Here is a 20,852-nt window from a genome sequence, read left to right as displayed (position 1 = left end):
TGCCCCGTCGCCCCGGCTGTTCCCGGCCCCCCGTACGCTGCGGAGGTCATCCGCTTCCGCCGGAAGGTGGCGGCTCGCAACTCCTTGAACCCGATGGGAGGCCGGGTGTGAAGGTCCTGATCTCCGGTACCGCGGCTGCGGCGGGCTGGCCGGCCCCGGGCTGCGGGTGCGTCTCCTGCGCCCGGATCGCCCCCGGCCGCCGCCCCACGTCCGTGCTGCTCGGCGGCTCCGTGCGGCTGCCGTCCGCCGGCCCGCTCCCACCCGGCTACCGCGCCTCGCCCGGTCCGGACGGCCTCACCATCACCACCCCCGGCGGCCGTCGCGTCCTTTACGCCCCTGCCGGCCCGCCCGCCCCTCTCCCCTACGAGGCGCGCGAGCCCGCCGGCCCGGGAGCGGCTCTGGACCTGGTGCTGCTGGACGTGCTCGACCGGCCGGCACGGCTGGGGGACCTGCGCCGGCGGGGCCTGGTCGGTGAGCGAACACACGTGCTGGCCGTCGACCTCGACCACCGGGTACCGACGGAGGCGGAGCTGGCCAGGCGGGCAGACCTGTGGGGGGTGCGCGCCGTACCGGATGGCACGGTCCTCGACATCGGCGAGCCCCCGCCACTTCCGGCTCCCCCGCCCCGAAGGACCCTGCTGCTGGGCGGGACCCGGTCGGGCAAGTCCGCGGAGGCCGAACTACGGCTGGCGGCCGAACCCGAGGTCCGCTATGTCGCGACCGGGCCGTCCGGCGACGGCGATCCCGAGTGGCTGCGCCGGGTCCGGGCGCATCGTGACCGCAGACCCGCCCACTGGGAGACCACCGAGACCGCGGACCTGGCCGGATTGCTGCGGTCCACCGGGACCCCGCTGCTGATCGACGGGCTCGGCACCTGGGTCGCCTCCGTCTTCGACGAGTGCGACGCCTGGTCGGGCGGGGACGGCCTGGACGCGGTCGCGCCCCGGTGCGACGACCTGGTGGCGGCCTGGCGGCAGACCCGGGCCCGGGTCGTGGCGGTCTCCGACGAGGTCGGCCTCGGCGTGGTGCCCGCCACCGCCAGCGGCCGGATGTTCCGTGACGTCCTAGGCCGCCTGAACCAGCGCCTCGCCGCGGAATCCGAGGACGTCACCCTCGTCGTCGCCGGCCGTCTCCTCCCTCTTCCCTGCTGAGCCTCTCCTCGGCGAGGTGACACCGAGACCCCAGGGACAGCGCCGGCCCCTCCGTTCGCCGAGAGACGCCGAATACCCGGATCAAAGAACGTCGCCGGCCCCACCATCCCCGCGTCCCGGGCCTCCCGGCATCCGGGCGTCCGGGAGGGCTATGATCTGCGGTCGTGCCCGCGCCCCCGCCTCCCGACAGGTCGTCGACGTTCGCCGACGGGGTACGTCTCGCGATCGGCACACTGAGCGTGTTCCCGGTCCGGCCCGGGCTGGTCGACCGCAGGGCGGGGGGTGTCGCGATGGCGATGGCCCCGCTGGTGGGGGCGGTGCTCGGGGCCGTCGCGGGACTGGTGCTGGCGACGGCGCTCCGGCTGGGGATGACGCCGCTTCCGGCGTCGGTGCTCGCCGTGACGGTCCTCGCACTGCTCACCCGGGGGCTGCACCTGGACGGGCTTGCCGATCTCGCCGACGGGCTGGGCAGCGGGAAGCCCGCCGAACGGGCACTGGAGATCATGAAACGGTCCGACATCGGCCCGTTCGGGGTGGTGACCCTGGTCTGCACCCTGCTACTCCAGGTGGCGGCCCTGTCGGAACTCGCCCACACGGGGATGGGGCCGATCGTCCTGGTCACCGCCTGCGCGGCCGGGCGGCTGGCCCTCACCTGGGCCTGCCGAGCGGGTATCCCCCCGGCCCGCCCCGGCGGGCTCGGTGCGATGGTCGCGGGCACCGTGCGACGGAGCGTCGCGGTGGGCATGACCGTGCTGGTGCTCGCGGGGTCGGCCGCGCTGCTCTTCCTGCCTGACACCGGCGCCCTCGACGTCCGGTCGTCCTCTTCTGCGCTCCTCGGCACTCATCAGGACAGCCACGGGCTCGCCTCGGGAATCGACTCGCTCTCCGGCTCCCGGGGAGCCGCACCGGGCGGCCTCAGCGACCTTGCTCCCGGGCTGGGGAGTCTCTCCGCCTCCTGGGGACTGCCTGCGACCGTACTCCTCGGGTTGCTGGCGGCCTGGGTGGTGCGGCGCCGAGCGGTGCGCCGGCTCGGCGGCATCACCGGGGACGTGTTGGGAGCCCTGGTCGAGATCACCACCGTCACGGCCCTGCTGGTGAGCACGGTACTCGTGAGCTGACCTTCCAGCCTCGTCCGGTCGTGCCAGACCCTGCGGACCTGCCTGACCCGACGGGCCCGAGCAGAGCAGCCGGATTCGGCGAATCGGACGGACCGGACATCGGACGGACCGAACAGAGGAGGCCCATCGGCGAGGGCGGCAGGAGCATTCCTCTCCTCGTCCTCGGCTCTCAGCCGATGGCCTGGGGCTGTGGCTCGATCGGCCAGCGTTTGATCACCAGCGCGAAGACCGCGGCCAGCAGCGCCGAGCCGACCAGCCCGGTGATCCCCGCGATGGCCAGATTGGGCGGGTCCGCCGCGTTACCGACAAGCAGGGTCAGGCCGGCGGAGGCGTTCAGGGAGCCGTGCCCGACGACCGCCGGCCAGACACTCCCGGAGTAGAGACGGAACCAGCCGAGCAGCGCTCCGAAGACCACGCAGAAGACGATGAACATCGGTGCCGCCCACGCACCCAGCTCGGGGTAGTTGTATCCGCGCAGGGTGAGCGGGAAATGCCAGACTCCCCAGATCACCCCGGAGACCAGGAGCGCCCGCCAGGTGCCGAGCGTCATCAGGCGGGGCAGCAGCCAGCCCCGCCACCCCCATTCCTCTCCGAATGCCGCGATCGAGTTGATCAGCGGAGCGATCAGAAAGACCACCGCGATCTGCGCGACCGCCAGGACTCCTGGCTCGACCGGAAGCGATCGGCCCGGGGAGGCCGCCGCCAGGCTCTCGCGGAACAGGCTGAGCCCCCACAGGTCGACGGAGAGCAGGCCGAGGGCGGCGCTGAGCGCGATCGCGACGATCACCAGCAGAGGGGTGCCGAACCAGGCCAGCGCGACGAGCGCGAGCGTGCGCCCGCGACGCTCCCCCATCCACAGGCCGGTCCGCCCGGCCCACTCACGCCAACCGGTGGCGGGGTCCCCGAGCCGTCTGCCCCAAAGCCGGACGGCGAGGACGCCCAGCGTCGGGGTGAACATCATCGCCACTCCGACCGCTATGAACGCGGGCGCGCCGATCCGCGCACCTGTCAGCCAGAGGGGCAGGGCGAACAGCCAGGACAGGCCGAACGCGACGAGCAGAAACAGCCACAGATCAGTGGATCGGCGGGACATGAGGTCACCTTCCAATGCTCGGTTTCGGGGGGTGGGGGAAGGTCCACGAAGGTGGAGGTCAGCGGACGCCGGAAGCGGTGGACGTCCTGGCCACGAGGGTGTTCAGCAAGGCGGCGCCGTTCTCGGCGTCGTCGATCGAGACGGCGAAGCGACCACCGGAGACGTAGCCGATCACAAGGCACTCCCCGCCGCGGAGCATGACCGTCGCGCCACCCGGCAGGCCGCGGACACCCCAGCCTCCGACATCGGACGGGAACAGCTCCTCCGACCAGGCCCGCTCCACTCTGGTGATCGGGATGCGCTTGCGGGGCAGGTGGAGCGGTCCATAGAAGAGGGCGACGCCCTCCTCGGTGACCTGCACCCGTACCGAACTGAAGATCACGCCTACCAGACCCACCAGACCGATGATCGTCGCGGGGATCCAGAGCATGCCGTCGCCGCCGAGCAGGGCGAGCACCGCGAGCCCCATCCCTGCGGCCAGGAAGGAGCAGCCGAGCGCGACGAGCAGGCCGTTGCGCAAATAGGAAACCCATACCGCGCGCTGGCCGGGACCGAGCGGGACCCGGCGTGGAGAAGTCGCTTTCGGCTCCGGGAGGTCGTTGGGACCCGGACGGGCCATCAGGGCGCCGAGCCAGCCGCCCAGCAGCAGCGCCGCGACCACGAGCAGCGCGCTCCACCCCAGGTGATCCGCCTGCCTCCAGTCGGGGACGTCGAGGTTGGCCGACAACGTGGTCGCCTGCAACCCCAGGAAGAACGGGCCGCCACCGCCCAGCACGGCACCGAGCGCCATGCGGTTCGCCCTGTTCCTGAGCATCCCGGCGTTGACGAGCGCGACCGCGCAGAGGACGCCCGAGATCAGCACCCACAGGCCGACCTGGAAAAGCACCGAGGCGGTGAACGGCATAGAGCCGTCGGGGGCGCCGGACGAGCCGCCCCAGTGCGTGGCGATCGGATCGGGCAGCCGGTCTCGCAGCGTCAGCGGCGCGGCGACCAGGACGGCGGCCACCAGCACGGACCAGCCGGCCGCCACGGACAGGAATCGGGCTCGCTGGCCCATCTCGGTCTTCCCTTCGAAGGACCGGGTCTCCGACCCGATCATCTGACTCTTTTCGGCGTGGGGACCCCGGGCTTCGGCTCCGGGGAGGAAGTCAGGACAGTTCTCTGATGAGTTCGATGACGTCGTCGTGGCGGTAGCCGTACTGGACCGCCTCGGCGAGCAGGGAGCGCAGCTTCTCCTCGATGACGCTGCGCGGGTTGGGGCGGCTGAGCACGCTCACGCCGCGGCCGCGACGGAACTCCAGCACCCCCTCGTCACGCAGGTCCCGCAGGGCGCGCAACACCGTGTTGGCGTTGATGCCCAGCGCGGCGGCCAGGTCGCGCGCCGGTGGGAGCCGGTCTCCCTGGGCGTAGGACCCCTCGGCGACGGCACGTCTGATCGCCTCGGCGACCTGCTCGTGCAGTGGCCGGGGATCGCCCATATCCAAGGTGAGCAACATAGTGCTAGTGACATTAGCACCATCCCTCTCGATGATGCCACTCCCGGTAGCACCATCGGACGGCGCGATTCGTAGGACGAACCCTCGTTTATGAGTACTGCGCAAGCCCTACTAGCATCGGCTTGTGTGACCACTGTGCGGCTGACCCCAACTGACAACGCTGTCTCGTTCGATACCGACGCACTGGTCGTCGGCGTCCATACCGGACCGGACGGCCTGCTCCCCGCTCCCGGGGCTGACGGCCTCGATCAGGCTCTCGGCGGCAGGCTCGCCGCCGCGCTCGGTAGTGTGGGCGCCAAGGGGAAGCCGGGCGAGATCTCCAAGATCCCCACTTTCGGCGCGCTGACCGCGCCCCTGCTGGTCGTCGTCGGCCTGGGCGACGCCCCCGAGAACGGCTACGACGCCGAGGCCCTGCGCCGTGCCGCGGGCACCGCGGTCCGCGCCCTGGCCGGCACCGGCCGGGTGGCGCTGGCCCTGCCCGCCGCGAGCGCCGAGCACGCCGGCGCCGTCGCCCTGGGCGGCCTGCTCGGCGCGTACTCCTTCACCAGGTACCGGACCGCCGACGAGCCGAGCGCCCCGGTGGCCGAGCTGGCCGTGCTGACCGACGCCGAGGGCGCCGAGGCCGCGATCGAGCGCGCCGGCACGCTGGCCGAGTCGGTCTCGTTCGTCCGTGACCTGGTCAACACCCCGCCTTCGGACCTGTGGCCCGCGCGCTTCGCCGAGATCGCCGACCAGGTGGGCGGCGAGGCCGGCCTGTCGGTCGAGGTCCTGGACGAGAAGGCGCTCAAGGAGGGCGGTTACGGCGGCATCGTCGCCGTCGGCCAGGGATCGGCGAACCCGCCCCGCCTGGTACGCCTCGCCTACAGCCACCCCGAGGCCGAGAAGAAGCTCGCCTACGTCGGCAAGGGCATCACCTTCGACTCGGGCGGCCTGTCGCTCAAGCCGTCGGCCGCGATGGACTGGATGAAGTCGGACATGGGCGGCGCGGGCGCCGTCCTCGGCGCGATGCTCGCGATCGCGAGGCTGGGCCTGAAGGTCAACGCGGTCGGCTACCTCTGCCTGGCCGAGAACATGCCGAGCGGCACCGCGCAGCGTCCCTCCGACGTGTTCACCAGCTTCGCGGGCAAGACGGTCGAGGTGCTCGACACCGACGCCGAGGGCCGCCTGGTCCTGATCGACGGCATCGCCCGCGCCGGTCAGGACGAGCCCGACGTGATCGTCGACGTCGCCACGCTCACCGGCGCGCAGATCGTCGCGCTGGGCTGGCGGACGGCGGGCGTCATGGCCAACGACGACGACCTCCGGGCCGAGATCGTCGCGACGGCGGGCGCGCAGGGCGAGGCCGCGTGGCCCATGCCCCTGCCCGACGAGCTTCGCAAGGGGCTCGACTCGCCCGTGGCCGACATCGCCAACCTGCACCCCGAGCGTTTCGGCGGGATGCTCACCGCGGCGATCTTCCTGCGGGAATTCGTGCCGGACGGTGTCCGTTGGGCACACATTGACATGGCCGGTCCCGCCTTCAACAAGGGGGAGCCGCACGGCTACACGCCGAAGGGCGGTACCGGGGCGGTCACCCGGACGCTCGTCGGCCTGGCCGAGCGCTACTCGACCGGGTCCGCCCAGGCGTCGGCGTAGCCGCGCGTGCGGGTCACAAGCAACACAGACAGATGAAAAGATGCGGTTGTCGGTGCCGGGCCAAGGGCGGGCACCGACTGGGCGCCGAGCCGAGTCAGGCGGCGACGTGGATGCGATCGAGGATCCGCGCGGCCGGCCAGGGCACGGAAGGGGCGCGACCGTGAACACGGTATTCCAATCCGACAAGGAGCTTTCCTGTGGCTGATGGCAGCGGCCCCTACGACATCGTCGTCCTGGGTGGCGGTAGCGGCGGGTATGCCTGCGCTCTGCGGGCGGCCGAGCTGGGCAAGACGGTCGCGCTGATCGAGAAGGACAAGATCGGCGGCACCTGTCTGCACCGGGGGTGCATTCCCACCAAGGCGCTTCTGCATTCCGCGGAGGTCGCCGACGAGACGCGGGAAAGCGCGACCTACGGCGTCAAGGCCCGTTTCGAGGGCATCGACGTGCCCGCGGTCCACGCGTTCAAGGACAAGATCGTCAATCGCGCCTGGAAGGGCGTGCAGGGCCTTCTCAAGAGCAAGGGCATCACGATCATCGAGGGTGCGGGCCGTCTCGCGGGCCCGAACCGGGTGGCGGTGGGCTCCGAGATCTACGAGGGCCGCAACATCGTGCTGGCGACCGGCTCCGCGCCAAGGTCCCTTCCCGGCCTGGAGATCGACGGCGAGCGTGTCATCACCAGCGAGCACGCGCTCAAGCTCGACCGGGTGCCCACCTCCGTGGTCGTCCTGGGCGGCGGCGTCATCGGCGTGGAGTTCGCCAGCGTCTGGCGCTCCTTCGGCGCCGAGGTGACGATCGTCGAGGGCCTGCCGCACCTGCTGCCGCTGGAGGAGGAGTCGAGCTCCAAGCTGCTCGAGCGCTCCTTCCGCCGCCGCGGCATCAAGCAGGAGCTGGGCGTCTTCTTCGAGGGCGTCAAGACCACCGACACCGGCGTGGTCGTCAGCCTGGCCAACGGCAAGACCCTGGACGCCGAGCTGCTGCTCGTCGCGGTCGGCCGCGGCGCGGTCTCCGCGGGCATGGGCTTCGAGGAGGCGGGCATCGCCATCGAGCGCGGCACCGTCACCGTGAACGAGTTCTGCCAGACCAGCGTGCCCGGCGTGTACGCGGTCGGCGACCTCATCCCGACCCTGCAGCTCGCCCACGCGGGCTTCGCCGAGGGCATCCTGGTGGCCGAGCACATCGCGGGGCTGAACCCCGTGCCGATCGACTACGACGGCGTGCCGCGGATCACCTACTCCGATCCCGAGGTGGCCTCGGTGGGCATCACCTCCGCCCAGGCCAGGGAGCGCGGCCACGAGATCGTCGAGTTCACCTACGACCTCGCGGGCAACCCCAAGAGCCAGATCCTGCAGACGCAGGGCGCCGTCAAGATCATCTCTGCGAAGGACGGCCCGGTGCTCGGCGTGCACATGGTCGGCCGTCGCATCGGCGAGCTCGTGACCGAGGGGCAGCTGATCTACAACTGGGAGGCCCTGCCCTCCGAGGTCGCCCAGCTCATCCATGCCCACCCGACCCAGTCCGAGGCCGTCGGCGAGGCGATGCTGGCGCTGGCCGGCAAGCCGCTCCACGTCCACAACTAACGTAAGCCCTCACTCGGAACGCGAGAGAAGACACCAATGCCGAAGTCCGTACAGATGCCCCAGCTCGGTGAGAGCGTCACGGAGGGCACCGTCACCCGTTGGCTGAAGAAGGAGGGCGAGCGCGTCGAGGCCGACGAGCCGCTTCTCGAAGTCTCCACCGACAAGGTCGACACCGAGATCCCGTCTCCGGCCGCGGGCATCCTCACGAAGATCGTGGTGGCCGAGGACGAGACGGTCGAGGTCGGCGCCGAGCTCGCCGTCATCGACGAGAACGGCACCGAGGGCGCCGCCCCGGCACAGGAGGCGGCCCCCGAACCGGAGCCCGAGCCCGAGCCGGCCCCCCAGCAGCAGGCACAGCCGGTCTCCTCGATCCCGCAGCCCGCCCCGCAGGCCCCCGCCCCGGCCCCGGCCCCCGCCCCCGCTCCCGCCCCGGCGCCGGCGCAGGCCCCGGCACCCCAGGCCGTCCAGAGCTCCCCGGCCGCGCCGCCGTCCCCGATCGCGACGGCACCGGCCGCCGAGCCCGCCGCCCAGCCCTCCGGTGAGAGCCCGTACGTCACCCCGCTGGTGCGCAAGCTCGCCGGCGAGCACGGCGTCGACCTCGACTCGCTGAGCGGTACCGGTGTCGGCGGCCGCATCCGCAAGCAGGACGTGCTGGAAGCGGCCCGCGACCAGCGCGAGCGGGCCGCGGCGGCCCAGGCCCCGGCCCAGGCCCCGCAGGCCGTCGCCCAGGCTCCGGCGGCCGCGCCCGCGCAGGCCCCCGAGCCGGTCGCGGTGGACACCACGCTGCGCGGGCGCACCGAGAAGATGTCGCGGCTGCGCCAGACCATCGCCAAGCGCATGGTCGAGTCGCTGCAGGTCTCGGCCCAGCTCACCACCGTGGTCGAGGTCGACGTCACCAAGATCGCGCAGCTGCGCGACCGCGCGAAGGCCGAGTTCCAGCGGCGTGAGGGCGTCAAGCTCTCGTTCATGCCGTTCTTCGCCCTCGCCACGATCGAGGCGCTCAAGCAGCACCCGAAGCTGAACGCCACGATCAACAGCGAGACCAACGAGGTCACCTACTTCGACGCCGAGCACCTGGCCTTCGCGACGGACACCGAGCGCGGCCTGATCGTCCCGGTGATCAAGGACGCGGGCGACCTCAACATCGCCGGGCTGGCCCGTAAGATCGCCGATCTGGCCGAGCGCACCCGCACCAACAAGGTGAGCCCGGACGAGCTCGGCGGCGGCACGTTCACGCTGACCAACACCGGCAGCCGGGGCGCGCTGTTCGACACGCCGATACTCAACCAGCCGCAGGTCGGCATGCTGGGCACCGGCGCGGTCGTCAAGCGACCGGTCGTCCTGGACACCGCCGAGGGCGAGGTCATCGCCGTCCGCTCGATGGTCTACCTCGCGCTCAGCTACGACCACCGCCTGGTCGACGGCGCCGACGCCGCCCGCTTCCTGACGACGATCAAGCGTCGCCTGGAGGAGGGCCGCTTCGAGAACCAGCTGGGCCTCAACGCCTAGGCTCCGCCCGGCGGATCTCGCCGTGCCGAGGACCGGTCAGGCGGTGCCTCACCAGGCGTCGGGAACTCGGCGAGGCGCCGCCTGACCGCAGCGGAAGGATCCAGAGGGCGGTTCTCTCGTACCGGGCCGGCCCGCGACTTCGCGGGCCGGCCCGGTTCGTTCTCTCCCGCGTGTCGCGCCTCGCCTTTTCGGTACGCCAGAGGCGCCGCCGGTACGGGATCGGGGCTCTCTCGGAAACGGCGCGAATCCGATCGGCCTTCGGTTTCCGAAGACCTCGAAGGAGGTCGATTACATTGGACGGCATGACGATCATCGTGACCGGCTCCTCGGGCCTGCTGGGATCGGCTCTGGTCAAGGCCCTGCGGGACGACGGTGCCCGGGTGGTCCGGCTGGTGCGGCGGGCGCCGCAGGGCGCCGACGAGACGTTCTGGAACCCGGGCAAAGGGCTCATCGACCCGGCGGCGCTGGAGGGCGCGGAGGCGGTGGTCCATCTCGCCGGCGCGGGAATCGGCGACCGCCGCTGGAACGAGGACGTCAAACGCGAACTGGTCCGCAGCCGGGTCGAGGGAACCAGGACGCTGGTGAGAGCGCTGACGGAGCTGCCGGACAGGCCTCCGACGCTGCTGTCGGCGTCCGCGATCGGCTACTACGGGGACACCGGGGACCGCGAGGTGGACGAGACGGCCCCGCCGGGTGAGGGATTCCTCGCCCGGGAGGTGGTGGTGCCCTGGGAGGCCGAGACGGCCCCCGCCGAGGAGGCGGGCGTCCGGGTGGCCCGACTCCGCACCGGCCTGGTGCTGAGCCGCGCGGGCGGCATACTGGCCAAGATCCTGCCGATCTTCAAACTCGGGCTGGGAGCGCCTCTGGGCTCGGGAGAGCAGTACTGGTCATGGATCTCCAGCGACGACTGGGTTCTCGCCGTACAACACATACTGAAAAATCCTGAAATCTCGGGGCCGGTGAATCTGACGGCGCCCGAGCCGGTCACCAACGCGGAGTTCACCAAGGCACTCGGAGCGGCCCTGCACCGGCCCACCATGCCGCTCGCCGTACCCGGGTTCGCGCTGCGCACGGCCATCGGGGGGTTCGCGGAGGAGGGGGTGCTGACCGGGCAGCGGGTGCTGCCCCGGCGCCTCCTGGAGTCTGGTTACACGTTCCGGCATACGCGCCTCAACGAGGCGCTGGCCGCCGTACTCTAGGGTCCCTGTTTCCGCCAAAGCCGTCGAAGAGGTCACGTATGCGCAGTTCCGGGCAGTCTCACATCCTCGCCATCGGGGGCGGCTCGTTCCGCCCGTCCGAGCGCCACGGGTTCATAGAGGCGAGCGCGCTGCTGCGGTACGCCCTCGATCTGACCGGCCAGGACCGGCCGAAGCTGGGCCTGCTCGCCACCGCCACCGGCGACGACGCCGACTGGCTGCTGAAGATGTACGGCGCCTTCCGCGAGTGGGACGTCGAGGTCAGCCACCTGACGGTGTTCCCGATGCCCAACGTCGAGGATCCGCGCGAGTGGGTGCTCGGCCAGGACGTCATCTACGTCAGCGGCGGCAGCGTGGCCAACCTGGCGGCCCTGTGGCGGCTGCACGGCCTGGACGAGATCTTCGAGGAGGCGTGGCGGGCCGGCGTGGTGCTGAGCGGCCAGAGCGCCGGGGCGCTCTGCTGGCACGTGGGCGGCAACACCGACTCCTTCGGCCCGACGCTGCGGGTGTGGTCCGAGGGCCTGGGCCTGCTGCCCCACTCGTGCGGCGTCCACTACGACTCCGACCCGCAGCGCCGCGCGCTGCTGCACGAGGCGGTGGCCTCGGGCGAACTGCCCGGGGGCTACGCGGCGGACGAGGGGGTGGCGCTGCACTACGTGGGCACCGAGTTCATCCAGGCCGTCAGCGTGCACCCGGGCGCCTACGCCTACAAGGTCGAGCACGACGGGGCGGGTGGGGCCAAGGAGTTCCGCATCGAGCCTCGGCTTCTCACGTCGTGACCACGAACGGGTCAACTACTCTTGAGACGTGAGTGACCTGGCAATCGTCCGTCTTGGCGTTGACTTCCCCTACGAGCAGGCCTGGGATCTTCAGCGGCGCATCCACGCACGCCGCGTGGCCGAGGAGATTCCCGACACCTGCCTGATGCTTGAGCACGCGCCGGTCTACACGGCGGGAAAACGAACCGCGCCGCACGAGAGGCCCTCCGACGGCACTCCCGTCGTCGAGGTCGACCGGGGCGGCCGGATCACCTGGCACGGCCCCGGCCAGCTGGTCGGTTACCCGATCATCAGGCTCGGCGGCCCGCTCGACGTGAACGCCTACGTGCGGCTCCTGGAGGAGACCCTGGTGGCCGTCTGCGCCGACTTCGGGGTGCAGGCGGGCCGAGTCCAGGGGCGCGGCGGCGTCTGGGTGGCCGGAGACCCCTCGCACGGCCTGCCGGACAGGAAGGTCGGAGCCATCGGCATCCGGGTCTCCGGCGGCGTCACGATGCACGGGTTCGCGCTCAACTGCTCCAACGACCCGAGCTGGTACAACCGGATCGTCCCGTGCGGCATCAGCGACGCCGGGGTCTCCTCGCTGTCCGCCGAGACCGGCCGGCGGATCGTGGTCGACGAGGTCCTGCCGTACGCCGAGAAGCACCTGGCGGAGGCGCTCGGCGCGCGGGCCTTCGAGCTGCCCGAGGAAGACCTGTTCCGGCGCTGACCCCCGGAGCCTCGCGGCTCGCGGTGGGACATAAGCTGGACAGGTGAGCGAGCGTGACCACATTTACCCCACCTCGACGTGCAACACCTCGGTCCCTCGACCGACGAAGGAGCTCGCATGACCGTCGCACCCGAAGGGCGGAAGCTCCTCCGCCTGGAGGTCCGCAACGCCGAGACCCCCATCGAGAAGAAGCCCGAATGGATCAAGACCAGGTTCAGGACGGGCCCGAACCACACCGAGCTGCGGGCGCTGGTCAAGCGCGAGGGGCTGCACACGGTCTGCCAGGAGGCCGGATGCCCCAACATCTCCGAGTGCTGGGAGGACCGCGAGGCCACCTTCCTCATCGGCGGCGACCAGTGCACCCGGCGGTGTGACTTCTGCCAGATCGACACCGGTAAGCCCAAGGCGTACGACACCGACGAGCCGCGCCGCGTGGCCGACTCGGTGCGGCAGATGGGCCTCAACTACGCGACCGTGACCGGTGTCGCCCGCGACGACCTGCCCGACGGCGGCGCGTGGCTGTACGCGGAGACCGCGCGGCAGATCCACGCGCTGCTGCCCGGCTGCGGCGTCGAGCTGCTGGTGCCCGACTTCAACGGCGACCAGGCCCAGTTGGAGGAGGTCTTCTCCGCCAGGCCCGAGGTGTTCGCGCACAACGTCGAGACCGTGCCGCGGATCTTCAAGCGCATCCGGCCCGCCTTCCGCTACGAGCGCTCCCTGGAAGTGATCACCAAGGCCCGCCAGGCCGGCCTGGTGACCAAGTCCAACCTGATCCTCGGCATGGGCGAGGATCGCGAGGAGGTCGTCCAGGCCATGCGCGACCTGCACGAGGCCGGGTGCGACCTGCTCACCGTGACCCAGTACCTGCGGCCCACTCCGCGCCACCACCCCGTCGACCGCTGGGTGAAGCCGGAGGAGTTCGTGGAGCTGGGCAAGGAGGCGGAGGCCATCGGTTTCGCCGGGGTCCTTTCCGGGCCGCTGGTTCGCTCCTCCTACCGGGCGGGCCGCCTGTACAAGCAGGCGGTCGAGGCCCGCCAGCACGCCTGAGCCCGGCCCGCGCGCTCTGGCGAACCGGAAGGGTCCCGCTCCTGGCCAGGAGCGGGACCCTTCCGGTTTCCGTTCGGGTTCCTCCCCGGGAACGGTTGCGTCCGGCTCGGGGCGGGCTCCGGTCGGCGCCCGGGGTTCTTCGGCCGTCTCCCTCTCCGGCGTCGGCGATCGCCCGGCTGCTCCAGGGGCAGGGTCTCCCACGTTGTGCGACGAGGTTGCCGCCAGACCTACCAAGCGGTCGGTTCCAAGGCGAGACTGTCGGCATGGACGTCGAAGAGCTGATCGGAAAGCTTGACCTGGGCGCCAAGGTGCGTCTGCTGACCGGAGCCGACATGTGGTCCCTGCCCGCGCTGCCACAGATCGGGCTCGCCCGGCTGGTGATGAGCGACGGCCCGATCGGTGTCCGGGGCGAGGAATGGTCGTCGGACGATCCGTCGATCGCGCTGCCCAGCCCCACGGCGCTCGCCGCGACCTGGGACGTGGAGCTGGTCCGCCAGGCGGGGCGGCTGCTCGCGGCGGAGGCCCGGCGCAAGGGCGTGCACGTGCTGCTCGCCCCGACGCTCAACCTGCACCGCAGCCCGCTCGGGGGCAGGCACTTCGAGTGCTTCTCCGAGGATCCGTACCTGACCGGCGAGATCGGAGCCGCCTACGTCGAGGGCGTCCAGTCCTGCGGCGTGGCCACCACGCCCAAGCACTTCGTGGCCAATGACTCGGAGACCGACCGGTTCACAGTGAACGTCAAGGTCGGTGAGAAGGCCCTGCGGGAGGTCTACCTGACCCCGTTCGAGCGGGTCGTACGGGCCGGCGCCTGGGGCGTGATGGCCGCCTACAACTCGGTCGACGGGACCACGATGACCGAGCACCGGGCACTCCAGCGCGACCTGCTGAAGGGCGAGTGGGGCTTCGACGGCTTCGTCGTCTCCGACTGGATGGCCGCCAGGTCCACCGAGGCGACCGCCGAGGGCGGCCTCGACGTCGCCATGCCGGGCCCGTCAGGCCCGTGGGGCGCGAAGCTGGAGGCGGCGGTCCGCGAGGGCCGCGTCGCCGAGGAGGTCGTCGACGACCAGGTCCGCCGCGTCCTGCGCCTGGCCCTGCGGGTCGGCGCCCTGCGGCCCACCCCCGATGACGCGATCGCAGACGGGTGTGCCGCGGTCGACGGGACCGCCCTCGCCCGTGAGGTGGCCGCGCGGTCGTTCACGCTGCTGCGCAACGAGGGCGGCCTGCTGCCGCTCGCGGGCGTGCGGAGCGTGGCACTGATCGGGTCGGCGGCCGCGGAGGCCCGGATCATGGGGGGCGGCAGCGCCCAGGTGTTCCCCGACCGGATCGTCTCACCGCTGGAGGGGCTCCGTGCGCGCGGGGGCGTAGAGGTGCGCCACGCGCTCGGCACCGACCCCCGGATACGGCTGGCGCCGCTCGCCGTCCCCTGCCGGGCCCTCTTCCTGGGCGCGGACGGCGGGGTCCTGGCCGAGCACCGGCTGGCAGGCGCCGAGGCCCGCTGGGTCGGCCGGCTGCCCTCGGACGTCGACACCGGCCGCCTGGCGGCCGTCGAGATCCGCGCCGCCTACCTGCCCGACGTGAGCGGCCCGCACGAGTTCTCCGTGGTGGGCGTCGGCGCGTTCATCGTCGAGGTCGACGGGAGGACGGTCCTCGACGAGACCATCTCGCTGACCGGCGGTGACCCGGCCGCCGCGTTCCTGGCGCCTCCGGAGCGCCGGTTCACCGTCACGCTCACCTCCGGTGTTCCCGTCGAGCTGGTCGTACGGCATCCCCGGGTGAAGTTCACCGGCATGGCGTTCGTGGCGTTCGCCCTGGGCCACGCCGACCCCTCCCCCGGCGACGACGCGCTGATCGCCGAGGCGGTGCGGGCCGCCTCGGCGGCCGACGTGGCGATCGTGGTCGCCTCGACCACCCCCGAGGTGGAGAGCGAGGGCTTCGACCGCACCGGCCTGGCCCTGCCCGGACGCCAGGACGAGCTGATCGCCAGGGTCGCCGAGGCGAACCCTCGCACGATCGTCGTGGTCAACGCCGGTTCTCCGGTGGAGATGCCCTGGCTGGAGCGGGTCCCCGCGGTGCTGCTGACCTGGTTTCCCGGGCAGGAGGCGGGCAACGCGCTGGCCGACGTGCTGTTCGGTGACGCGGAGCCCTCGGGGCGGTTGCCCACCACCTGGCCGGTCCGCGAGTCCGACGCGCCGGTTCTGCGGGTGACGCCCACCGGGGGCGAACTCGCCTACGAGGAGGGCGTCTTCGTCGGGTACCGCGCCTGGGAGCGCGCCGGCCGCGTACCGGCGTTCTGGTTCGGCCACGGCCTGGGCTACACCCACTGGTCCTACGACTCCGTCGCCGTCGCCGGGAAGACCGTGACCGTCGCGGTGACCAACACCGGCGAACGCCCCGGCCGTGAGATCGTCCAGTTCTACCTCGCCCCCCAGGACCGGGACCCGGGACGGCCCGCCCGTGCCCTCGCCGGATTCTCCGTCGTCGACGCGGCCCCCGGCGAGACCGTGGTCACCACGGTCCACCTGCCCGAACGTGCCTTCCAGGTGTGGACGGACCGGGGCTGGTCGACGGTGCCGGGGGACTACACGGTCGAGGTGGGCCGCAGCGTCGCCGACCGCCGCCTGAGCGGGACCGTGACCGGATAATCCAGGTAAAAGCCGGCCGGGGCGTTCCTCCTGGCACCACCGGCCTTTCCGGTGCTCCGCGGCCTTCGGCCCCGGCGCCGGAGCCGGACCCTGGCAGGTCACGTTTTCACTTCTTGAGCCATGGATTTGTATCCTTCAGACATGGCCAAGAAGCCCGAAGACTCAGAGCGCCCGGGGCGCATCAAGCAACTCCGTATGATCGCGAAGATCATCAAGGAGGCCAACCCCAAGGGGATGCCGATCGTCTACGCCTCGGCGCTGGGCACGCTCGCGCTGTTCGTGGTGATCGGCCTGGTCACGGGCTGGTTCTGGTACCTGCTCTTCATCGGGATCCTGCTGGCCCTGACCGTCGGGCTGGTGGTGTTCGGCCAGCTCGCCCAGAAGGCGCAGTACTCCATGCTGCACGGGCAGGTCGGCGCCGCCGCCGCGATCCTGCAGGGCATGCGCGGCAACTGGGAGGTCACCCCGGCCGTCGCGGTCACCCGCGACCAGGACATCGTGCACCGCGTGGTCGGCTACCCCGGCATCATCCTGGTCTCGGAGGGGCCGGGCAGCCGGGTGCAGAAGATGCTGGTCGCCGAGAAGAAGCGCGTCCAGCGAGTCGCGCTGGACGTGCCCGTCTACGACATCCAGTCCGGTGACGGCGAGGGGCAGATCCCGCTGGCCAAGCTGCAGCGGCACCTGATGAAGCTGCCCCGCAACCTCAAGAAGCCCGCCCTGTACGAGATCAACAACCGGCTGAAGGCCCTGCCGCAGACGCTGCCGATGCCCAAGGGCCCGCTGCCGCGCGGCGCGAAGATGCCCCGCCCGAAGATGCGCTGATGGGCTCCGCGGGGGTGGGCCGCCATCAGGTGGACGCCGCGGCCACCTCCCGGGCCAACCGCGGCTGGTGGGACGGCGCCGCCGACGACTACCAGGCCGAGCACGGGGAGTTCCTGCGCGACTCCGGGTTCGTCTGGTGTCCCGAGGGGTTGGACGAGGCCGACGCCCGCCTGCTGGGCGATGTCGCGGGCAAGAACGTGCTGGAGATCGGCTGCGGTGCCGGGCAGTGCGGGCGCTGGCTGGCCGGCCGGGGCGCCAGGGTGGCCGCCTTCGACCTGTCCTTCCGCCAGCTTCAGCATTCGCGCCGGATCGACCTGGACGCGGGCGCCGCGCTCCCCGTGGTCCAGGCCGACGCCGAGGTCCTGCCCTTCGCCGACGGGACGTTCGACCTGGCCTGCTCGGCCTACGGCGCGCTGCCGTTCGTGGCCGACGCCGGAGCCGTCCTCGCCGAGGTCCACCGGGTGCTACGCCCTGGGGGCCGCCTGGTCTTCTCGGTGAGCCACCCCATCCGCTGGGCCTTCCCCGACGACCCCGGCCCCGCCGGGCTGACCTCCGACCGCTCCTACTTCGACCGCTCGGCGTACGTGGAGATCGGTGAGGACGGGCGTCCGTCCTATGTTGAGCACCACCGCACGATGGCCGACTGGATCGGGCTCATCACCGCCTCCGGACTGGTGCTGCGGCAGCTGACCGAGCCCGAGTGGCCGCCGGGCCACGACCGCGAGTGGGGCGGCTGGAGCCCGCTGCGCGGCCACCACCTGCCCGGCACCGCGATCTTCACCTGCGCCCGGTAGACGCGTACCCGCCCGCCATACGACACGGACGGCGTCCCGGCCGCCTTTCCCGCACGTCGGAGATCGTCATGGGCCGGTTGCCAGGTGAGAGCCGATGTCGCGGGCGGTCGTCTGGGATCGGCCGGGAACGCGGGCCTAGCGGCCGGCGTTCATGACGATCCGGCCGATCTCGTCGAAGGTGCCGAAGTCTCCGCCGGAGAGCAGGTTCTTGGTCATGGCGATCGCGATCCCGTCGGCCGTGTCGGCGTAGGCGGCCGAGCCACCGCTGCCCGCCATCCCGAACAGGGTGGGGGCGTCGAGCAGTTCGGTGGCGCCGACGGCGTACCCGAGGGATCTGGTGACCGGAGTGCCGGTGACCTCGTCCACGCCGGTGACCGCCACCTCGGTGATCTCTCGCAGCCGTTCCGGCGAGACGAGCCTGACACCGTCCACCTCTCCCAGCAGAGCGGCGTACATGCGGGCCACGGCACGGGCGGACATGGTGCCGCCCGCCGGGATGTCGGAGGTCAGCACGTCGGCGCGGTTGCCGAACCCGGCATCCGGCATCGCCGCCATCGGCGCCGCCGTGTAGCCGTCCACCACCCTGAAGAACGGTATGTCGGCGAACGTCTCCGCGGACGTCTCGAAGTCGTTCGGCGTGTCCTCCAGCCGGGCCAGCCTGCCCAGCTCGGATTCCGGGACGCCGAAGAACAGCTCACCGGCCACCCCGAGCGGTCCGGCGACCTCCTCCCGCAGGACCTGCGAGATCGGCCTGCCGGTGCTCCGGCGGACGATCTCCCCGATGAGGTGGCCGAACGACTGGGGGTGGTAGCCGGTCCTGGTGCCCGGCTCCCACCAGGGCTTGGCATCGGCGATCGCCGCGCACATCCCGTCCCAGTCGCACAGGTCCTCGGGCGTGGTCCCGGCGGGCACGCCGGGCACGCCCGTCGAGTGGGTCAGGGCGTGCCGCACCGTCGCGCGTTCCTTGCCGTGGGCGCCGAACTCAGGCCACAGCTCGGCGATCGGCGTGTCGTAGCCGAGAACGCCCCGCTCCACGAGCACGTGCAGCACTGTCGAGGTGACGCCCTTGCCGGTCGAGGCGCTGTAGAACGGCGTGTCCGGCGTGACGGGACGCCCGGTGGCCGGGTCGGCGACACCCGCGACGACGTCGACCACCGGTTCGCCGTGCCGGTACACGGCGACCTGCAGGCCCCGCTCGGTCCCGGACTCCACGAGCCTGTCGGCCGCCTCCTGGACCCGCTTCTGCATATCGTTCATGATCATCCCTTCCGCGCCGCGATGTGTGACCGTTACGACGGCCGGGGACCGCGAAAGGAATCGCTCCGGGCACTCGGTTCTCGCGCCCGCCCCCTGTCCGCCGGGTCACGGCGCCGCGGGGAGGCCGAGCGCCGGGAAGATCTCGGCACCGAAGGTGGTGATCTGGGTCACCAGCCCGTCCTCGACCCGCAGGACGCCGAGCCACGAGCCCCGGTACTCGGACTCGCCGGGGCGCCTGAGGTAGGCCGCCGCCGCGGGTTGCCGGTTGGCAACGACATCTCTTCCATGCCGCGGCCCGCCCGGCGCGGGCGCCCGCCGTTGTGACGGTCGCCGGAGGGAAAAGGAATCGGCTGCGGGTGTGGGGACGCGCCTCAGAGGCGTACGACCACGGTGTTCGCCGCGCGGTCGTGCAGGCCCCGCTGGTCGCGGTCCCAGATGAGGGCGGGCAGGGCCAGGCACAGCAGGACGGTCCGTACCAGCACGGAGACGAACCCGGGGCGGCCGCCGCCGAGCGCGGCGATCCTGATGCCGAACAGGCGCATCCCGAAGGTCATCCCCATGGTGCCCGCCAGCAGGAGGTATTCGGCGGCCAGGACCAGGATCGGGACCCAGGCCGAATGGGTGGGGTCGATCCGCAGGAGCCCCTGGGTGATGGCCCAGGTGCAGATCAGCCAGTCGACCACGATGGCGCCGAGCCTGCGGCCGAACCCGGCCACCGAGCCGCTGCCCTCTGCGGGCAGCCCGAGCCGCTCCCCCGGATAACCAAGGTCGACTCCGGCCGATCTGACGCCACCGAGCCAGGTCTGGGTCCAACGCGGCTGCTTGCTGCTCATGCCCCAACGGTAGCCGCCCCCGGTGCCGCTCCCGCATCCGCCCGATCCCTCGGCTACCTGGATCGGGCCAGAGCAATGGATCATTTGCACTGACATCTCGGCAAGCACATTCCCCCCGGAGACCCCGTGCCCGACAACGGTGACATCGACCAGCGCTTCGAGGCGCTCACCGCTCAGATCGACAGTCGCGAGCGCAAGCGGATGATGAAGATCGCCGAACAGGAATGGGCACGGCAGCCCCGCCTCCGGCGTCGCCGCAGGCGGCGGTGGACCGCGGTCGCGATGGCCGTCCTGGTGGCGGCGGCCGGAGGGTTCGTCGTCTACCGGCCCGAAACCGCCGAGCAGGTCCGCGCCGCCGTCCTCGCGGACTTCGGCATCGATCCGTCCGCCGATCCGACGGCCGGGCGGAGCGCCGAACCGGCCCCGGTGGAGCCGGCGCAGGTCTCCCCCTTCGACGGCTCACCGGCCCAGAAGTACGCCGATGGCATAAAGGGGCTGGTCATGCCGGAGCCCAGAGCGATCGGCGGGCTGAGCCGCAAGGAGGTGGCCGCGGCCATCCGGCACGCGAAAGAGCTTCTGGCGGCCTCGCACCTGGACCGGAAGGTGCTGCTGGGCGGCAGACCGAACAAGCTGATCCGGCTGCTGGACCCCGAGCAGCGCGCACCGTTCGTCAAGGGACTCAAGCACCCCGGCAGGAAGAACGCGTACGAGAGCCGGGCCTGGGTGGTCGGCCTGGCCCCGAAGAGCGCCGAGCTCGTCAGCGAGACCTTCAAGGTCCACGGCAGGACCCGGCTGTCGACCTTCAAGGAGAACGGTCTCAGGGGCGTCCAGGTCAAGGTCAACTATCTGTTCGTGTACGCGATCCGGCGACCGGGCCGGCCGGACACCCTGACCAGGCTCGTTGTACACAACATCGGTGAACTGGACGTGTGGCGCCAGGACGGCCGGCTGCGCTTCTGGGTCAAGAACTGGAACGGTGGTGGGGCCGCCCCGGCCCGGTGCGACGTCGACGACGCCTATATCCACCCGTTCTATCCGGACTCGTCTCCCGACCGGAAGCTGAAGGCCGACGGCCCTCCCGTGGACCCCTATTCGCTTGAGGACGAGCCCTCGGATGAGTGCAGGGTACTGAAGTCGAACACGTGAAAATCCGGCAAAACCGGGCAAAGGAAGGCTCGGTATACCCGTCCAGACGGG

Annotated in this window: 18 protein-coding genes; 13 read left to right on the top strand and 5 right to left on the bottom strand. The window is 71.6% G+C overall.

Features of this window, described 5'->3' with window-relative positions:
• Positions 1-107: 107 nt before the first annotated feature.
• Together AB0J58_RS30240 and AB0J58_RS30235 are read left to right on the top strand one after the other, a co-directional pair.
• Complete coding sequence (locus AB0J58_RS30240) at positions 108-1,151, top strand: bifunctional adenosylcobinamide kinase/adenosylcobinamide-phosphate guanylyltransferase (protein WP_364222014.1); 1,044 nt, start codon at positions 108-110, stop codon at positions 1,149-1,151.
• A 164-nt stretch (positions 1,152-1,315) separates the two neighbouring features.
• Entirely contained in the window at positions 1,316-2,269 is a 954-nt protein-coding gene (locus tag AB0J58_RS30235; RefSeq protein WP_364222011.1) for an adenosylcobinamide-GDP ribazoletransferase, read from the top strand.
• A 169-nt stretch (positions 2,270-2,438) separates the two neighbouring features.
• Here AB0J58_RS30235 and AB0J58_RS30230 read toward each other — a convergent pair whose 3' ends face one another.
• Genes AB0J58_RS30230 through AB0J58_RS30220 form a run of 3 tightly spaced genes read right to left on the bottom strand, consistent with a single transcriptional unit; the run spans position 2,439 to position 4,858 of the window.
• On the bottom strand, positions 2,439-3,362 hold the full coding sequence (locus tag AB0J58_RS30230) for a CPBP family intramembrane glutamic endopeptidase (RefSeq protein WP_364222008.1): 924 nt from the start codon (positions 3,360-3,362) through the stop codon (positions 2,439-2,441).
• A 58-nt stretch (positions 3,363-3,420) separates the two neighbouring features.
• Positions 3,421-4,461: a DUF1648 domain-containing protein gene (locus AB0J58_RS30225; protein WP_364222005.1), complete on the bottom strand. Its 1,041-nt coding sequence runs from the start codon at positions 4,459-4,461 to the stop codon at positions 3,421-3,423.
• Between the two features lie 49 nt (positions 4,462-4,510).
• Positions 4,511-4,858 (bottom strand): GntR family transcriptional regulator, encoded by a 348-nt coding sequence (locus AB0J58_RS30220; protein ID WP_343982896.1) that lies wholly within the window; start codon positions 4,856-4,858, stop codon positions 4,511-4,513.
• Between the two features lie 90 nt (positions 4,859-4,948).
• Between AB0J58_RS30220 and AB0J58_RS30215 the strand changes: the two genes are divergently transcribed.
• The 10 genes from AB0J58_RS30215 to AB0J58_RS30170 all read left to right on the top strand — a co-directional run bounded on the left by AB0J58_RS30215 (position 4,949) and on the right by AB0J58_RS30170 (position 17,565).
• Positions 4,949-6,493: a leucyl aminopeptidase gene (locus AB0J58_RS30215; protein ID WP_364222002.1), complete on the top strand. Its 1,545-nt coding sequence runs from the start codon at positions 4,949-4,951 to the stop codon at positions 6,491-6,493.
• Between the two features lie 197 nt (positions 6,494-6,690).
• The gene (gene lpdA / locus AB0J58_RS30210; RefSeq protein WP_364221999.1) at positions 6,691-8,070 is read left to right on the top strand and encodes a dihydrolipoyl dehydrogenase; all 1,380 of its coding nucleotides are present in this window, start codon (positions 6,691-6,693) and stop codon (positions 8,068-8,070) included.
• A 36-nt stretch (positions 8,071-8,106) separates the two neighbouring features.
• Positions 8,107-9,579: a 2-oxoglutarate dehydrogenase, E2 component, dihydrolipoamide succinyltransferase gene (sucB, locus tag AB0J58_RS30205; RefSeq protein ID WP_364221996.1), complete on the top strand. Its 1,473-nt coding sequence runs from the start codon at positions 8,107-8,109 to the stop codon at positions 9,577-9,579.
• Positions 9,580-9,881: 302 nt separating this feature from the next.
• Complete coding sequence (locus AB0J58_RS30200; RefSeq protein WP_364221993.1) at positions 9,882-10,778, top strand: TIGR01777 family oxidoreductase; 897 nt, start codon at positions 9,882-9,884, stop codon at positions 10,776-10,778.
• Positions 10,779-10,816: 38 nt separating this feature from the next.
• Positions 10,817-11,554 carry a peptidase E gene (locus AB0J58_RS30195; RefSeq protein WP_343963870.1) on the top strand — a complete coding sequence of 246 codons (738 nt, stop codon included), beginning with the start codon at positions 10,817-10,819 and terminating at the stop codon, positions 11,552-11,554.
• A 28-nt stretch (positions 11,555-11,582) separates the two neighbouring features.
• A complete protein-coding gene (lipB, locus tag AB0J58_RS30190; protein ID WP_343963872.1) occupies positions 11,583-12,260 on the top strand; it encodes a lipoyl(octanoyl) transferase LipB in 678 nt (225 codons plus the stop codon).
• 117 nt (positions 12,261-12,377) lie between these two features.
• Positions 12,378-13,307 (top strand): lipoyl synthase, encoded by a 930-nt coding sequence (gene lipA / locus AB0J58_RS30185; RefSeq protein WP_350927878.1) that lies wholly within the window; start codon positions 12,378-12,380, stop codon positions 13,305-13,307.
• 263 nt (positions 13,308-13,570) lie between these two features.
• Complete coding sequence (locus tag AB0J58_RS30180) at positions 13,571-15,949, top strand: glycoside hydrolase family 3 C-terminal domain-containing protein (protein ID WP_364221989.1); 2,379 nt, start codon at positions 13,571-13,573, stop codon at positions 15,947-15,949.
• A gap of 141 nt (positions 15,950-16,090) precedes the next feature.
• Entirely contained in the window at positions 16,091-16,771 is a 681-nt protein-coding gene (locus AB0J58_RS30175) for a DUF4191 domain-containing protein (RefSeq protein ID WP_355552123.1), read from the top strand.
• The gene (locus tag AB0J58_RS30170) at positions 16,771-17,565 is read left to right on the top strand and encodes a methyltransferase domain-containing protein (protein WP_364221984.1); all 795 of its coding nucleotides are present in this window, start codon (positions 16,771-16,773) and stop codon (positions 17,563-17,565) included. The genes AB0J58_RS30175 and AB0J58_RS30170 overlap by 1 nt, the downstream gene beginning before the upstream one ends.
• A gap of 135 nt (positions 17,566-17,700) precedes the next feature.
• Here the strand turns inward: AB0J58_RS30170 and AB0J58_RS30165 are convergent, their stop codons facing one another.
• Positions 17,701-18,822 (bottom strand): serine hydrolase domain-containing protein, encoded by a 1,122-nt coding sequence (locus tag AB0J58_RS30165; protein ID WP_364221981.1) that lies wholly within the window; start codon positions 18,820-18,822, stop codon positions 17,701-17,703.
• Positions 18,823-19,193: 371 nt separating this feature from the next.
• Positions 19,194-19,655 carry an RDD family protein gene (locus AB0J58_RS30160; protein ID WP_364221978.1) on the bottom strand — a complete coding sequence of 154 codons (462 nt, stop codon included), beginning with the start codon at positions 19,653-19,655 and terminating at the stop codon, positions 19,194-19,196.
• Positions 19,656-19,781: 126 nt separating this feature from the next.
• On the opposite strand from AB0J58_RS30160, the gene AB0J58_RS30155 reads away from it, so the two are divergent.
• Positions 19,782-20,801 carry a hypothetical protein gene (locus AB0J58_RS30155; protein WP_364221975.1) on the top strand — a complete coding sequence of 340 codons (1,020 nt, stop codon included), beginning with the start codon at positions 19,782-19,784 and terminating at the stop codon, positions 20,799-20,801.
• Positions 20,802-20,852 lie beyond the last annotated feature (51 nt).

It is taken from the genome of Streptosporangium sp. NPDC049644, from assembly GCF_040675205.1.
Lineage (GTDB): Bacteria > Actinomycetota > Actinomycetes > Streptosporangiales > Streptosporangiaceae > Streptosporangium > Streptosporangium fukuiense.
Note: the sequence above shows the minus strand (reverse complement) of the source record. Positions and strands in the feature narration are given on the sequence as shown.